This is a genomic window from Paenibacillus sp. PL2-23 (assembly GCF_040834005.1).
GTDB lineage: Bacteria > Bacillota > Bacilli > Paenibacillales > Paenibacillaceae > Pristimantibacillus.
Map to the genome: position 1 here is coordinate 4,344,170 of NZ_CP162129.1, position 15,041 is coordinate 4,359,210.

The window sequence follows — 15,041 nt, forward strand, 5'->3', positions numbered from 1 at the left end:
AACGTTTGACCGCATGCGCATGTGCATGAGCCAAGGTAGGTACCTCCTTCAATCACTGATGATCTTATTATTGTTCGAAGTCAAGCGTTAGCTCGGACAGATACTGCGCGATACCTTCAATCTCTTCATCGGTGAGATCGTACTGGTTGGACATCAGGTTGCCTGGCTTAACAGCTTCCGGGTCCTTGATCCACTTGTAGAGGTTGTTATATACGGTATCTTCATGCTCATATTGTTTATCATCAGCTTCCACATTAACGAGAATGCCGGCGACGCTCTCGCGGCTGCCGATACCCGTCAGGTTCGGGAATGCAGGACCACCGAAGGCTCCTACCGCATGGCAAGTCAGACATTTGCTTTCGAATACTTCTGCGATGGCAGGATCGCTAGGAAGCGCGACTGGCTCCTTGATTGCAGTTGCCCAGCGATCGAACGAAGCTGGATCAACGGATTTAACCTTGAAGTCCATCAGGCCGTGCGATGGTCCGCAAAGCTCGGCGCACTTACCCAAGTAAACGCCTTCTTTGGGCGCTGAGAAGTACATATAGTTCGTATTGCCGCCCGGGTTCGTATCAATCTTGCCCGCGAGCGATGGAATCCAGAAGGAATGAAGCACGTCAGCCGTCTTCGCTTCGATCCAGATCGTCTTGCCTGTTGGAATGACAAGCTCTTGAGCCGTCTTAATGCCCAGCTCCGGGTATTCGAACTCCCACCAGTACTGATGAGAAGTAACGATGACTTTAACAGCGTCGGGATCGTTGCTGTAGTCCTTGGCCAGGTTGAATACCGATTGTACCGTTGGCACACCAAGAATGATAAGCAGGATTATCGGGATAACGGTCCAAACAATCTCCAGCTTATGGCTGCCTTCCACTTGCTTCGGAATGGACTTGTCTCCTTTACGCCTGCGGAAACGGATAATTACATACAAACAAATTGCAAATACGACAACAATTACGAGTGACATGATAACAATCGCCGTCACCATGAGATCGAATTGCTCTTCCGCTACTGGTCCCTGGGGATTCAGCGTAGACAAGTCTTCCCGTCCGCAAGCGGCCAACACTAATGCCATTATGGCCATTAGGGGCGCAAGCCGTTTAAAATATTGCCACCGATTCATCATTAATCAACCCCACTTTTGACGTTTTCGCAGCTGCCTAAAGTCACGTGGCAAGCGGCTTCGCTGCGTTTCTACAGATGTTGTGACAACTCCTGCAACTTTAAAGCACTTTATTAAATATAAAGTTGGGAACCTTATTTGTCAATGTTCCACAGAGAGTTCACAAATTGTTCTCAAACCTGTCAAAATCGCATGTTTTAGCCGTTTTTCAGCCCTTTTTCTACTGTCAAAATACTCCGCGCACACCCCATGAAGGTTATCTCTCCCTTACATTGTGCACCAATCCCATGGTCGATTATGTATGGGTTCGGAAACGTATATTTCCCCCTCCGTAATGAACACTAAGGACATCATTTAATCATGAAATGGGGGTCTTGCGGCTATGATGAAACGAATGGCCTTTGTTGCTCTCTCCGCTGCTATGCTCAGCGTCCTCGCGGGCTGCAATTATGAACAGCTTGTCCAGCAAAGCGACTACGACTATGGAAGCCGGAAGCCCGGCGATCCCAAGACGGTTGGTCCTGTCGCTTACGGCAACGTCACGGGCAACGAGCACCATCACCAAAATGCCTTTTTTGAATATAGCTCCGCTCTTTCCAACAAGGTCACCTCGCTTAACGGCGTCGCCTCGGCTATCGTCATGCTTACGGACAAGAACGCTTATGCCGCCATTCTTCTTGACTGGACGGCAGTAGGCACGACTAGCTCAGGAGGCACCGAGGAGCAGAACAATACTGGCTCTAACGCCGGCGTATTCAACGCCGATACAGGCAGTCCTTATTCCGACGGCCGTCTCCTGGCGACGCCTTACAATTCCTTCTTCACGGTCAACGATCATCACAATCTGTCTCATGAGCTCAAGCAGACCATTGCAACCTTGATTCGCGAAAGCCTGCCTGCCGTTCAAGAGGTGCATATCTCGGCGAATATGGAGCTCAACAATTATTTTACGGAATTCGCCAAGGAAGCATGGGGCGGACGCTCTCTCACTCCATGGATCGGGAAGTTCAACGAAGTGGTGCAATATCACTTTGACGGCGGCAAGGTGATGCCCCTGCAGATTACGATGCCTGGACAGAATGTGCCCAACGAATATCAGATGCGCCGCTGACAAAAATTATCTCTTCCTATATATATACAGTTCAGAACGGCAGACTCCGGCTTTGCAGCACGCTGGAGTCTGCTATTGCCGCTGCAGGGCTAGTGCTCGCGTACCGAGGGTGAACGCTTCTCCGTCTGGATCGCCTCCGTCCCTTGGCGCAAATGAAATTGCGCGCTCCGATACAGCTTGCGGTCGCTTTCGTTCTGCGCCAGCCTCTCCAAGCGCCTCAGCTCCTCCTGCATCTGGTTGGTCAGCGTCATGACCTTGTCCTTGGCGTTCGACTTCTTCTCCATAGAGACATTGCGCCCGTCTATCGTTTGGAAGGAGACACTGCCGTCGCTGCCCAGCTGGGACAGGAATATCTCCTCCAGCCTAAGCTTATGCCGCTGAAGCTCATGCTCCAGCCACTTCTCGTCCTTGCCCGCCAGCTGAAGCTCATCATGAATCACCTGGCCGTCCATAACAATCGTATGAGGCGGTCCCTCATGCCCCATTCTCCAACCTAGCATGTCCGGGGTGATGGGCTGAAATTGCTTTTTGAGCTGTATATTCAGCTCTCCGCTGGATTCCATGACAGCAAACTCTACATCAGCTACCCGGTAGACATCCTTTTTGCGAAGCTGCTCCAGAAGCTCGTCCAGCGTTAATCTCTCCTTGTGCAGCTTATCCTTGAACAGCCTGCCATCGCGGATGAGGACTGTTCCCTTGCCATCGATGAAATTCCGCACCTTCTTGCTTTTCATCGTCCAATACTCGATGCCGACGGATACCACTACCCATACGGCCAGAGACACAATACCCAAATACCACATATTCTCCAAATCGAGCGAGACATACGCGGCAATGTTGCCGATCGATATACCTGTAATATATTCGAACATCGACAGCTCCGATATTTGCCGCTTGCCCAGCGCCTTGGTCAGCAGGAACAATATAACAACAGCGGCAAGCGTCCTCCATATAATCTGAAACATCTCCGGCATGCTCTCACCCTTTCCCTTACTAGCATGTCCCAAGAAAAGGGCAGACATGCAGGGCTTGCATTCGGACCACTAATATGATATGGTTATAAGAATGTTATATTTAACCCCCTAATATCCCCCAGTTAGATTCAAAGATTCCCTCTGATTTTGATTTCTTGACTGACCATTCCGAACTCATGTTTCACAAACGTATTCTGATTCACACTGGCGCGGTCATCGGAGCCGCAAGGATGGAAGAGAGGTAGGGCTTCCGTTGTTTTAGGATGTTTTGGGCACAAATCGCAGCTTAGCTTACATGTTGTTTGCAATTCATGCGGGGATTACACACTGGTCCATAGAGGACACAGTCCGGTTAAATATATAATAAGGGCTGCTCGTCCGCCAACGTCTCAGACGTTGACGGCTGGGCAGCCCTGTCCAATTTTATGATGAAATACGAACGGTGAACGGCACTACAAATGTCTCGCCGTTTCGCTTGAATTGCCCCCAGATTCGATACAGTCCAGGCTCTGGGAAGGCGGTCGCGAATCGGGCTACGGGTCCACGAGCCTGCTCATGAACGGGATGCACATGCAAATAATGCTCCAGATCCTCGTCGATCACAACCACATGGCCGATCGCTCCCAAATACGGCTCCAGATCGTTCAGCTCCGCTTTGGTGACGGCATCCCTCAGGGTGAAGGCAAGCTCGGTGTCCTCACCAGCCTTCATGCTCGACAGCTCCAGCTCCACCTCTACACCTTGCTCCTCCCGAAGAAGCTTCTCATCCGGCGACAACGGCTGCGATTGCTCATTCCCCTCAAGCTTGACAGTGGCCGCTGCTGTCATCTGAGCGTGTCCAGCGGGGATGAAATCCGCGAACAGCTTGTAGATCCCGCTGCTTGGCAGCGTCATCTGCTGTGTAAAGGTGTCGCCTGAGCCGCTTGCGCGAAGGGGATGAACGTGATAGAACTCGCTCAAATCGTCGCGAACGACAATAAGATGCATCTCCTTCTCATGTCCCAGCTCGAAGCTCTCGACCCGCTTGCCGCTTGCGTCGGTCACGCTCATATGAATGGCAACCTCTTCTCCTGGGGCGGGATTTGCCGGCTCGAAGCGCCAATCCATAACGATGCCGCTGTCCGCTTCATCGCCATGCTGGCTGTGAGCCCCGCCTGTCTCGTGCCCCGCATGCTCGTTCGGGGTGACGGACGGCTGCGCTTCCGTGACCGGCCCTTTGGTTGCAGCGGTTCCCCCGCCATGACCTTCATGTCCTTCATGCCCGCCGCTGCCGCCGCCGCACCCGCTTAATCCCATAGTGAGCAAGGAGGCGAGAAGCGCTGACATCAGCAAGCGTCTCTTGCTTCTATCCGACAACATCATAGCCCTGATCCTCAATCGCCGCTTTAATCGCGTCAAGCGTCAAGCTGGACTCGTCGTATTCGACCGCCACCTTCTTGCCCGCCAGATCAACCTTGCCACTCGCCCCGATCTGCTCCAGTGCCTTCTCAACTGCGCCCACGCAGTGACCGCAGCTCATGCCTTCTACCTTCAGAATTGTTCCTGCCATTCGTAATTGCCCCTCTCATTCCCTTGGATGTATTACTTCATTAGCTTGTTAATCGTATACAGCAGCTCGTCTACAACCTCGTCTTCGCCAGCTTGAATTCTCTCCATGACGCAGGTTTTCAGATGGCCCTCCAGCAGCAGCTTCGCCACCCCGTTAAGCGCCGATTGCGCGGCAGCGATCTGCGTCAGCACATCGTCGCAATAGGTGTCCTTCTCGATCATGCCTTTAATGCCGCGAATCTGACCTTCAATACGGTTAAGGCGTGAGGTCAAGCTGGATTTCATTCCATCGGAATGATGGCTCCTTCTGACGGTATCTTCTGTATGGCAGCAAGCCTCCGCACCCGACTCGCTCTCCGCTGTCTGTTGATTGTTCTGATCGTTTATTATCATTCTTATATACCTCCAAGGGGTATTAGCTATTGCAATACCGTCATCTTATCATACCCCTATTGGGTATGTAAAGCGCCATGAATAAGCAGCTTATCTCTATTCAAATGGGACTAGGACAATGGAATATTTTGTGATACGATCATTCCAGATCAGATCATGAGTAATACGATTCTCTTTCTCCACCCTAAGCCGCAAGCCCCGTTGACACTCCCGTAACACAAGGAAGCTATATTGGTTGTTGCATGTACAATTGGAGAGGAAGTGCTACTATTGGCGCAATTCATCAACTTTGCCCATCGGGGCGCAAGCGCTTATTGCCCGGAAAATACGATGGCCGCCTTCCGCAAGGCGCTTGAGCTTGGAGCAACTGGAATCGAAACCGATGTGCAGCGAACGGCGGACGGAAGGCTTGTTCTTATTCATGATGAATCGCTGGCCAGAACGACCGGCGACGAGCGTCTCGTTCAGCAAGTGAACGCGGAGGACCTGGCACAGCTTGATGCGGGAAGCTGGTTCGATCCTTCATTTGCCAATGAACGTGTACCTGCGCTGGAGGAGCTTCTAGAGCTAGGCCGACAACATCAGCTCGTTCTGAACTTGGAACTGAAGAACGGAATTGTACCCTACCCCGGCATGGAGGCGGAGGTCATCCGCGCGGTTCGCAGCTTCGACATGAGCCAGCAAGTGATTATATCAAGCTTCAATCATTATTCACTTGCGCTTTGCAAGGTGCTGGCGCCCGACATACGAACCGGCGTCCTCTATATGGAGGGTTTATATCAGCCTTGGAATTATGCGAATACCGTGGGCGCGGACTCGCTTCACGCGTTCAAATACGCGATATTGCCGGAATGGGTAGAGGAAGCGGCGGCACAAGGCATCGCTTATCATCCCTTTACGGTCAACGATGAGGCCGAGATGGAGAGACTGCTCTCCTATGGCGTTTCGGGGATCATTACGGATTATCCCGATCGCTTGCGTGAAGTCTTGAGCCGGAAGGGAGCAAGCGCGACGTGAACAGAACCTGGCTGCTTGGTCTGGGCTTCTTCAGTATTAGCATTACGTGGGCGTTGTACAACGCATTTGTCCCATTTTTCCTGGAGGATTATATCGCTAGTGTTGGTATGATTGCGTTCCTGATGACTCTCGACAATTATTTTGCTATATTCCTGCAGCCCCTCATCGGCAGAATCAGCGACCGCACGAACACCCGGTTCGGGAGGCGAATGCCCTTCCTGCTCATCGGCATGCCGCTGGCCGCCCTGTTCGGAGCGCTTATTCCTTGGCATAACGGACTGCTGCTGCTCATCTTGTTTATGGTGCTGATGAACCTGTCCATGAGCATCTATCGTTCACCAACGGTTGCGCTGATGCCTGACATTACGCAGCCCCACCAACGGACGCGAGCCAACGGCATTATCAACTTTATGGGCGGCGTTGGCTCCATTATTGCATTCGGCGCGGGTTCTATCCTGTACGACCAGCATAAGTCACTGCCATTCCTGACCTCATCCATTTTGACCATCGCCTGCTTAGCTATACTTCTTGTGGTCATTCGGGAGAAGCGGCATGCTATCTCGTACGCTCCGGCAGATGGCTACAAGCTGCGCTCCTTCCGCCGTGAGTGGACGAAGCCAACCCTCTTCTTATTGGCGGCCATCTTCTTCTGGTTTTTCTCCTATCAGGGCATCGAGGCTCTCTTCACCCTATACGGCAAAAACCATCTCGGCCTGAAGGAATCCGAAGCCTCCTTTTCGCTTGCTTTTTTCTCTCTCGCCTTTGTTGCAATGGCCATCCCAAGCGGACTGCTAGGGAATCGGTACGGCAAAAAGCCCGTCATTATGACCGGCATCATTGGTCTTATTCTAATCTTCTCAAGCATCACATTTATCGATACCCTGCTTGGCTTGCGCATTCTGCTGATCATCGGCGGCATCTTCTGGGCGCTTATCAACATTAACTCTTACCCGTTTATCGTGGCGCTGGGTCCAGAAAGCAGCATAGGAACAAGGACAGGCATCTATTACATCGCCTCGTCGCTTGCCGCCGTCGCCTCGCCGCCGTTAATGGGCATGCTGATTGACGGCTTTGATTATGCGATTCTATTCCCGGTTGCGGCGGGAGGCATGGTGCTGGCGCTGCTGTTCCTTCTTGGCGTGAAGGACAGAGGGGTATCGGTTCAGTCCAACGATCCTATGGCTGCCTCGCTGGATCCATAAAGGCAAGAAGGGCTGCGGCCCATCACCAGCAGGTGGGGGACCGCAGCCCATTCTGTTTTTAATGGATGCTACTTTTGCTGAAGTTGCCGCCCATGACGTCGGATACATGCTCAACAGCGATAAATGCCCTTTCGTCGATGGCATGCACTATGCTCTTCAGCTTGGCCAGCTCCAGACGGGATACGACGCAATAAATAACCTGCGTTTCATCTCCGGAATAGCCGCCCTTCGCCTGAAGCAGCGTTGTGCCTCGTCCCAGACGGTCCATAATCGCCTGCGATATTTCATCATACTCCTTGGAGATAATCGTCACCGACTTGGATTCCTCGAGACCTTCCACCACAATGTCGATCACCTTGATCGCGATATAATAGGTCACCATGGAATACATGGCGGATGACCACTCGAACACAAATCCCGCGATGAGGAAGATGATAACGTTGAACAGCATAATAATTTGGCCTACGGCCATACGAAGCTTTTTGGATATCAGAATGGATATGATCTCGATCCCGTCCAGCGCTCCGCCATAACGAATCACAAGCCCCACGCCCGCTCCCAGAATCATGCCGCCGAACAATACCGCCAGCAGCTTGTCGTCGGGAAACGCCTCTACATGGTGCAGCAGCGCCGTCGTAATCGACATAATCGTAATGCCGTACAAGGTGGATATAGCGAACGTCTTGCCAAGTTGCTTGTAGCCCAGCACAAGAAACGGCACGTTAAGAATAAATAAGTACACGCTGAGCGGCAGGGGCGTGAGCTCAGACAGCATGATAGAGATACCGGCGATGCCGCCGTCGATGATGCTGAACGGAACAAGAAACAGCTCCAGCGCAACACCCATCAGAATCGATCCGATCGTAATAAATATGGTCCGGATTGCGATTTCGGTAAAGGTTAGTTTTTTATGTTCTTTCAACTGAGCCAAGGATCGTGCTCCTCCCGCTTCCTAATCATTTTAGTCGATATAGCCAGCCAAGCCCTTCTCTGTCAAATAGTCCATCTCCAGCTCCAGAATGTGCTCCACCTCTGGCTCATGCAGACGGATATCCTTTTTGCTTAATATGTAATCCACCAAATCGTCGATGTCGATATCGACTTCCCCATTCTCGTCGGCCTTGGCTTTGCCGATGAACTCCTGCTCGTAGCGCAGCACCAGGCCAATTACGACTGGCTCCTGCTTGGATTCCTCCGCGATATAAGCTAGAAGCTCCTGCTCGTTAATCCCTTCACTCATTCCTCAACGGCCCCTTTCGTCTTGTCCATCCTTTTATTATACACGGAAGTGGCACGCGACAAAAACGTCACTTTTACGTGCTGCTGCCACCTGCAGCCTTATAGCATTAAAACAAGCTTAACCAAACTCATGAATCAGCGCTCCAGCCCTGTCTATGCATCTTTATCTCTGATAGCCACACATGGGGCTGCTCAGCCCTCTCTATGCTCGATAGCCACAAATCTAACTCCCTCTATCCAATAGCCACACGTCAGATCGTTGTTGAAGTAACTTCCTCTGTTTGGGCTGCGATAGCGATTCCTCATGTCGTTATGGTGCCGCAACAGCCCTCACTATGCCCAATAGCCACACGTCAGATCGTTGTTGAAGTAATTTCCTCTGTTTGGGCTGCGATAGCGATTCCTCATGTCGTTATAATGCCGCAACAGCCCTCTCTAGCCCCGATAGCCACACGTCAGATCGTTGTTGAAGTAATTTGCTGATTCTGGAGATAATCATCCATTCGCATATTCCATACTGCACGAATAGCACACAGTCGTCCATAGAATAACGCAGCTCCTCCAGATCATGTTGCAAATTTTTCAGAACCGCAACTGGTTTGGAATTACATAATAGGGGTCATGATTAAAATAACGCTGACAATAAAGTAGGGAAACCACTCTCATGGCTTCCCCCTTATCGAACCGTACGTGCCCTACTAAGGCATACGGCTCACCAACGTGTTTCAACATGTGATCAATAAGTTGCTAGTCGCTGGGCATATTGCATTTTACGAACGCGCTCGGGAGTGTAATACTCCTCGCCGCGTTCTTTTGCTTTTTGCACTTTACGTTGTTGTTTTGCTGCCTGACGCGTCTTCATGTAATCTAGGTAATCGTCAAGGGAGTAGCCATATTGCTCATGGAGGTACAGCCAGTGCGCAGGAATGAGTCCAATACGAGCAAAGAACTCGTTGTTCCACTTCGTTTTCATCGCATGTCCCTTCCTTTGACTTGGATGTTTGTGTATCATGGCGACTCGTAGCCTCTTCCTTATATACCCATCCACGTCTAGTAGGTTATTACGACATGCATTTACGAAGCAGCGGCTTTCTTGCCCGTACCTTCTGTTTTCCTCCATCGCTTTGAACAAGTTCAGAAAGTAATTCACCTTCCCACGTATGACGGGATTTACTCTCTCCAACCACTCCTTTTTGTTGAGGGTCAGCGTCTTCTTCGTTTTGGCTTTGATCTTCTGTTTGAAGTCCTTCCACGTGCTGTCCTTCGGCTTGGCTATGAAGTAGCGCTTTCCATCTTTCTTGCGTTCCCGCCAATGCTGGAATGTAAAGCCCAGAAAATCAAAATCGTCGTCATTGAAATTTACCGTTTTCGTTTTCTCTATGGCTACTTCGAGCCCTAGCTCTTGTAGCTTCGTTTGGGTAATTTCCGCGGCTCTCTTGATCTCCTCTTCTGTTTTGGCAAAAAGCAAGAAGTCATCTGCATAGCGCACGAATCGGATGCCATGCTCCTCTAGCTCCCAATCGAGCTCGTTTAGATACAGGTTGGCAAGTAGCGGCGATATCACGCCCCCCTGGGGGGTGCCAGAGTCTACCTCGTGGTATTTTCCTTCTTCCATGTACCCTGCCTTCAGCCATTTCCAGATCATGTCTAACACTGTTCCATCCGCTATATATTTCGTAAGCACTCGCATAAGACTCTTGTGCGAAATGTTATCGAAAAAGCCCTTGATATCGCAGTCGTAAATGTAATTGTGATCTGTCTCGACGTTCCATAGGATGATCTGTGCTACCTGTTTCGCCCCATAGTTGGGTCGGTATCCGCATGACCAACGATGGAAGATGAGTTCTTCACACTTTGGTTGAAGAACGTTGACAATGGCTTGTTGTACGATCCGATCTTCGATATTGGGTATACCTAGCGGTCGCAATTTCCCGTTCTTCTTGGGTATATACCGTCTGCGCACGGGAGATGGGACATACTCCTTCGCCCTCAGCTTGTTCAGGAGACTGGCAAGATTGTCCTCCAGTTTCCTCCCGTACGTTTCCAGTGTTACTCCGTCGATGCCTCCGGCTCCTTTATTTGCCTTGACTTGTTCCCACGCTTCATAAAGTCGCCTCTCGAACAAAATCTGCCCGTAGATGCTGTGCCACTTTAGCTTCAACTCTTGATTCATGTCTATCTCCCACCTTTCATTGCGCCCATTCCGTTCGTTCTTACCGCAGTATCGTTACGGTTGTTCGACGCTACATTCAAGTGTTCGTTCACGAGGTCGTTCCCCTTCCGTTCAGCAGACGTTTGGTCGCCTGCCTACTTCCGTACTATGAGAACGTCTGAATTCTCTGACATGAGTATCACTTCGGCGAAGCCTTATAGATACCCATCCTTTGCAGGGAGGACAGAGAACCTCACGGGGTCATCGTATCTTCCTTCTGAACATACCCAGCACCTTCACATGATAAGTCACTGTTGCTCGTCTGGCTCTTGGGGCAACAGTTTGCCGTGTAGCAGGCTTCCCGTTATTTACGCACAGTCGCCGACTTACCCCGCCGCTGCGTGCTTCACGCTTTCGCATTTGGGTCTGCTCATCCGCCTACGGGTCTCTCGACTATCCGCATCTCCTTCAGACAAGTACCTCGCGATTCCTGCCCTAGATTAGGCTTCTCAAGCTGTACCAGAACTCTTGAGGAAGGACTTACACCTTCGAGAAAAGTTTTCGTTCCAGGCTCTCGGCTCGTTTTTACTTTAGGTATCGTTACCGCCGCCTGTAATTGATCACTCATAGCGCATAAGCGCTAGTGATACGACTGCCCGTCGCACACAAGAAAGAGGCCCCTTCGGAAGCCTCTCTCAACAAGCTATAAACATCTTATGATTCCAGTAGCTTGCGAATATCGCCCTCAATCTTTGCTGGCTCATCCGTCGAGCCGTACCGCTTCACGACGTTACCGTTGCGGTCGACCAGAAACTTCGTAAAGTTCCACTTAATCGACTTGGAGCCCAGAACGCCGCGCGCCTCGTTCGTCAAGTGCTTGAACAGCGGATGAGCGTCGCTTCCGTTCACGTCGATCTTGGCGTGCAGCGGGAAGTTTACACCGAAATTCAACTCACAGGCCTGCGCAATTTCTTCATTGCTTTCCTTCTCCTGGTTGGCGAACTGCGAGCATGGGAAGCCTAGCACAGCGAAGCCTTGCTCCTCATATTGATCATGCAGCTTCTGCAGACCCTTGAACTGCGGCGCAAACCCGCAGCCGGTTGCTGTATTCACAATCAGCATAACTTTTCCTTTGTAAGGCTCCAGCGTCTGCTTCTCGCCTTTGATCGTTTTCACTTCATAATCGTATATGGACATCGTAAAAACCTCCTGTTCAATTTTCGATGATTTAATTAAATTGTATACAATTTAATTTGCAATGTCAATCCGTTAAATGTTCCAAGACGAATTAAGACGAATCAATGAATCAAGCTGACCTAACCACTCTTATCATCTCCGGGCAAAAAAGAAAGCCGGCTTCGCGAAATGCGTAGCCGACCATGCCTTCTCCACTATTTGGACCTTGCCGTGAGCGCACCCAGCAAGCCGATGGCCGCTCCCAGCAGCGCTCCTGCAGCTACTTCCGCAGGCTGATGGCCCAGCGATTCCTTCAGCTTTTCCTTGCGACGCTTATGGTAGATGCCGGGATGATGCCCGGCAAGCCGTTCCACGTCAGCATCCAGGTCATTCACCTGTATGGCGATCTCTCCCGCATGCCTGCGAATGTTCATCGCATCATACATCACAATAATTCCTAGCATAGAAGCAATAGCGAATGCCGGCGTGCGGATTCCATATTTGGTCGCTGTATAAGCGGCAAGCGCTGTAACGCCGCTGGAGTGTGAGCTGGGCATACCGCCAGAGCCGACGACCTTGCGCCAATCCCACTTCCCCGTTCTGGCATAATGCCATGGCAGCTTGAGCAGCTGCGCCGCCCCTACAGCCAGCAGTGCTGTTCCTAAACCCCGATTAGACATGAAGGTTCCCTCCCGCGTCGCATTGCGCGTTATCCTCCCCTTCAGCTTTCCCTGTACAGTGTCACGGCATGCGGGCAAGATTACGGAATTGAACGCCCCATTTAATAAATGGTGCGTCCATGTGTATCGGGTATGCCCGACTTTCGATAGAAATACGTATTAATGACATCACGCCACAGCTTCGCGTTATCCAACTGCTCAGCCGCCCGATCGGCTACATGACGGAAGCGTGCCTCATCAATCTGCCCCTCCAGAGCAAGCCAAGACGCAAGCTGCTCCTCGACCCGCCGGACACCTTCGAAATGTGTATCGTAAATATGCTGTATGACAGTTTTGCCGGAATGAAGCTTATGGGTATAAGGGACATGATGGAAGAACAGCAGCAGCTCATCCGGACATGTATCCAGGCTTTCGTAACGCGCGGCAACTTCTGGCGCATATTGGGCGGTATATCCCGTACCTGTCGCTTGCGTCCGATCAACACCGATTCCCAGGCAGTCGGCAAAATGATACGTTCCCCACTTCGAATATTCGTAGCCGTCTACGTCCGGTCCATAATGATAATGCGGCCGCACCATCCAGCCTACGCCGAGCGGCGAAGTATAATCCTCATATGTCCTCCAGGAAGCCATCAGCCATTCAACAATGACCTTTTCGGCTCGCGAGCCTTCCAGGCTGCCCGTTGGACGTACGCTGCCCGCGGCTCCGAAGGTCTGCCTCGTCCACTCCACCGCAATCTCCTCTGCGGACAGCTCAGGATTCCATATCAAGCGTCCATAGCCGTACAGATTGGACTGCGCCAGATGATGCCCTGTCCAATTGTCGTCGTCCCCGATATTCGATACCGCTGTTATGCCGCAATGGGAATAGGGATGTGTCCGGCCAGCCGCGATATCCTTCACAAACGTGCCTTCGCCCTTCAGCCGCGTATCGAAGTTCAGCACCTCCTTCCACTGCGGAACGAGGTAGCATACATGCCGTTGCTGGCCCGTATATTCCTGCGTCACCTGGAACTCCATCATTCCATTCGTTCTTGGCATGGCGCCGAATAACGGCGAAACAGGCTCCCGCACCTGGAAATCCATGGGACCATTCTTGATCTGCAGCACGACGTTATCTCTGAACCTCCCGTCCAGCGGCTTGAAATGGTCGTAGGCCGCCTTGGCCCGATCCGTCGATCGATCCCGCCAATCCTGATGGCAGTTGTATACGAAGCAGCGCCATAGCACAATACCGCCATACGGCAGTAGAGCGTCCGCCAGCACATTGGCGCCATCCGCATGATCGCGTCCATAGGTGAATGGACCGGGCCGATTCTCCGAATCCGCTTTCACAAGAAAACCACCGAAATCCGGAATATGTCGGTACACACATTCCGCGCGCTCCCTCCACCACGCCTGCACGCTTGCGTCAAGCGGGTCCGCCGTGTCCAATTGGCCGAGCTCCACAGGACCGGCAAAGTTTACGCTCAAATACAGCTTGATGCCGTAAGCTCGGAATATAGCTGCGATTCGGGCCACATCCGGGAGATAACGCTCTGTAATCAGCTTTGTCTCCTCCTGGTGCACGTTAACATTGTTAATCGCGATTCCATTGATTCCGACTGAAGCAAGCAGACGAGCATAATCTCTTATTCTAGGCGAATCCTTCAGCACGGCATTGTCCCTGTAAAAAATGGATTCTCCCGCATACCCTCGCTCAATTGAACCGTCCATATTGTCCCACTGATTGATCATTCTCAATCCGAAGCAAGGCCGCTCCACCACATTCAGGCCGCCTTCGCCGATTCCTTCCGTCTGCAGAAGGCGGAGGAAATGGAATACGCCATAGAGCAATCCCCGTTCAGACTTGCCCGCGATTGCGATATACGCTCGCTTTCCATCCTTCACCGTGCGGATGACGAACCCTTCAGCCGGCAGATCGTCGGTCTCTGCTTGCCCAGCGGCCCCCTCTATCACCGGGGAGCTGCCCATAACGCCAGCTGCTACAAACCTGCTGCGGCCGGCATCGCTTGTATGCTCCGGCTCCCGCTTCGTTAAGGCGGACAGCCCCGCCGCCAGCTCAAGCAAAGCGGTACGCTGCACGACACCGCCTTCGCCAGGATGGTAAACAATCGTATTCAGGCACTCCGCCCACTGCGCGGTGCCTTGCCCCGTCACCTTGCCGTCATATCCGAGCCAGGCCTTGTATCCTCTTGTACTCATGCCGCACCTCCGTGATCTTACATGCAAGCCAGTGGCTTAAATCTATATTTTAGACATCAGCCCTCAGCAGTTGAACCCCAGAAATTAAAGAAAATATACAACAAAGTTTAGTTTTATTCTTGTATACTTGTATGGTAGTATGTAAGTATAGACTTCAAGTAAGAAACAAAAATCGCCAAACAAAACGATATTCAGCAGACAAGGAGGAATCCCATTGTATTT

14 protein-coding genes are annotated in these 15,041 nt (G+C 51.5%); 3 read left to right on the plus strand and 11 right to left on the minus strand.

Translation table 11 applies throughout. The annotated features are described in order from the left end of the window. Nucleotides 1-67 precede the first annotated feature (67 nt). A complete protein-coding gene (gene coxB, locus AB1S56_RS19155) occupies nt 68-1,126 on the minus strand; it encodes a cytochrome c oxidase subunit II (RefSeq protein WP_340873086.1) in 1,059 nt (352 codons plus the stop codon). A 379-nt stretch (nt 1,127-1,505) separates the two neighbouring features. On the opposite strand from coxB, the gene AB1S56_RS19160 reads away from it, so the two are divergent. Further along, on the plus strand, nt 1,506-2,234 hold the full coding sequence (locus AB1S56_RS19160) for a hypothetical protein (RefSeq protein ID WP_340873088.1): 729 nt from the start codon (nt 1,506-1,508) through the stop codon (nt 2,232-2,234). A gap of 89 nt (nt 2,235-2,323) precedes the next feature. Here the strand turns inward: AB1S56_RS19160 and AB1S56_RS19165 are convergent, their stop codons facing one another. The 4 genes from AB1S56_RS19165 to AB1S56_RS19180 form a co-directional block, all read right to left on the minus strand. Beyond that, entirely contained in the window at nt 2,324-3,199 is an 876-nt protein-coding gene (locus AB1S56_RS19165; protein WP_340873089.1) for a DUF421 domain-containing protein, read from the minus strand. A 432-nt stretch (nt 3,200-3,631) separates the two neighbouring features. After that, nucleotides 3,632-4,570, minus strand: coding sequence for a hypothetical protein (locus AB1S56_RS19170; RefSeq protein WP_340873090.1), 939 nt, complete (start codon nt 4,568-4,570; stop codon nt 3,632-3,634). Beyond that, nucleotides 4,554-4,757, minus strand: coding sequence for a cation transporter (locus AB1S56_RS19175; protein ID WP_340873092.1), 204 nt, complete (start codon nt 4,755-4,757; stop codon nt 4,554-4,556). Before AB1S56_RS19175 ends, AB1S56_RS19170 begins: the two co-directional genes overlap by 17 nt. A 32-nt stretch (nt 4,758-4,789) precedes the next feature. Beyond that, the gene (locus AB1S56_RS19180; RefSeq protein ID WP_340873094.1) at nt 4,790-5,149 is read right to left on the minus strand and encodes a metal-sensitive transcriptional regulator; all 360 of its coding nucleotides are present in this window, start codon (nt 5,147-5,149) and stop codon (nt 4,790-4,792) included. A 270-nt stretch (nt 5,150-5,419) separates the two neighbouring features. Between AB1S56_RS19180 and AB1S56_RS19185 the strand changes: the two genes are divergently transcribed. Both AB1S56_RS19185 and AB1S56_RS19190 read left to right on the plus strand, forming a co-directional pair. Continuing rightward, nucleotides 5,420-6,166, plus strand: coding sequence for a glycerophosphodiester phosphodiesterase (locus AB1S56_RS19185; protein WP_340873095.1), 747 nt, complete (start codon nt 5,420-5,422; stop codon nt 6,164-6,166). Beyond that, complete coding sequence (locus AB1S56_RS19190) at nt 6,163-7,368, plus strand: SLC45 family MFS transporter (protein WP_340873096.1); 1,206 nt, start codon at nt 6,163-6,165, stop codon at nt 7,366-7,368. The genes AB1S56_RS19185 and AB1S56_RS19190 overlap by 4 nt, the downstream gene beginning before the upstream one ends. A 58-nt stretch (nt 7,369-7,426) precedes the next feature. On the opposite strand, the gene AB1S56_RS19195 is transcribed toward AB1S56_RS19190, so the two are convergent. The 6 genes from AB1S56_RS19195 to AB1S56_RS19220 form a co-directional block, all read right to left on the minus strand. After that, the gene (locus tag AB1S56_RS19195; protein WP_340873097.1) at nt 7,427-8,299 is read right to left on the minus strand and encodes a YitT family protein; all 873 of its coding nucleotides are present in this window, start codon (nt 8,297-8,299) and stop codon (nt 7,427-7,429) included. Nucleotides 8,300-8,329: 30 nt separating this feature from the next. Continuing rightward, nucleotides 8,330-8,608, minus strand: a complete 279-nt coding sequence (locus AB1S56_RS19200; RefSeq protein ID WP_340873098.1) for a hypothetical protein — start codon at nt 8,606-8,608, stop codon at nt 8,330-8,332. Nucleotides 8,609-9,343: 735 nt separating this feature from the next. Continuing rightward, nucleotides 9,344-10,780: a group II intron reverse transcriptase/maturase gene (gene ltrA, locus AB1S56_RS19205; protein WP_367903377.1), complete on the minus strand. Its 1,437-nt coding sequence runs from the start codon at nt 10,778-10,780 to the stop codon at nt 9,344-9,346. Between the two features lie 693 nt (nt 10,781-11,473). Beyond that, the gene (locus AB1S56_RS19210; RefSeq protein WP_340869152.1) at nt 11,474-11,956 is read right to left on the minus strand and encodes a glutathione peroxidase; all 483 of its coding nucleotides are present in this window, start codon (nt 11,954-11,956) and stop codon (nt 11,474-11,476) included. 194 nt (nt 11,957-12,150) lie between these two features. Further along, the gene (locus AB1S56_RS19215) at nt 12,151-12,615 is read right to left on the minus strand and encodes a divergent PAP2 family protein (RefSeq protein ID WP_340869151.1); all 465 of its coding nucleotides are present in this window, start codon (nt 12,613-12,615) and stop codon (nt 12,151-12,153) included. A gap of 101 nt (nt 12,616-12,716) precedes the next feature. Next, nucleotides 12,717-14,819, minus strand: coding sequence for an alpha-glucuronidase family glycosyl hydrolase (locus AB1S56_RS19220; protein WP_340869149.1), 2,103 nt, complete (start codon nt 14,817-14,819; stop codon nt 12,717-12,719). Nucleotides 14,820-15,041 lie beyond the last annotated feature (222 nt).

What these genes read in the sequence shown, in the direction of transcription:
- AB1S56_RS19215 (WP_340869151.1), bottom strand. Translation starts at nt 12,615, where the DNA reads ATGTCTAATCGGGGTTTAGGAACAGCACTGCTGGCTGTAGGGGCGGCG.
- ltrA (WP_367903377.1), bottom strand. Translation starts at nt 10,780, where the DNA reads ATGAATCAAGAGTTGAAGCTAAAGTGGCACAGCATCTACGGGCAGATT.
- AB1S56_RS19220 (WP_340869149.1), bottom strand. Translation starts at nt 14,819, where the DNA reads ATGAGTACAAGAGGATACAAGGCCTGGCTCGGATATGACGGCAAGGTG.
- coxB (WP_340873086.1), bottom strand. Translation starts at nt 1,126, where the DNA reads ATGATGAATCGGTGGCAATATTTTAAACGGCTTGCGCCCCTAATGGCC.
- AB1S56_RS19180 (WP_340873094.1), bottom strand. Translation starts at nt 5,149, where the DNA reads ATGATAATAAACGATCAGAACAATCAACAGACAGCGGAGAGCGAGTCG.
- AB1S56_RS19165 (WP_340873089.1), bottom strand. Translation starts at nt 3,199, where the DNA reads ATGTTTCAGATTATATGGAGGACGCTTGCCGCTGTTGTTATATTGTTC.
- AB1S56_RS19170 (WP_340873090.1), bottom strand. Translation starts at nt 4,570, where the DNA reads ATGATGTTGTCGGATAGAAGCAAGAGACGCTTGCTGATGTCAGCGCTT.
- AB1S56_RS19210 (WP_340869152.1), bottom strand. Translation starts at nt 11,956, where the DNA reads ATGTCCATATACGATTATGAAGTGAAAACGATCAAAGGCGAGAAGCAG.
- AB1S56_RS19175 (WP_340873092.1), bottom strand. Translation starts at nt 4,757, where the DNA reads ATGGCAGGAACAATTCTGAAGGTAGAAGGCATGAGCTGCGGTCACTGC.
- AB1S56_RS19200 (WP_340873098.1), bottom strand. Translation starts at nt 8,608, where the DNA reads ATGAGTGAAGGGATTAACGAGCAGGAGCTTCTAGCTTATATCGCGGAG.
- AB1S56_RS19160 (WP_340873088.1), top strand. Translation starts at nt 1,506, where the DNA reads ATGATGAAACGAATGGCCTTTGTTGCTCTCTCCGCTGCTATGCTCAGC.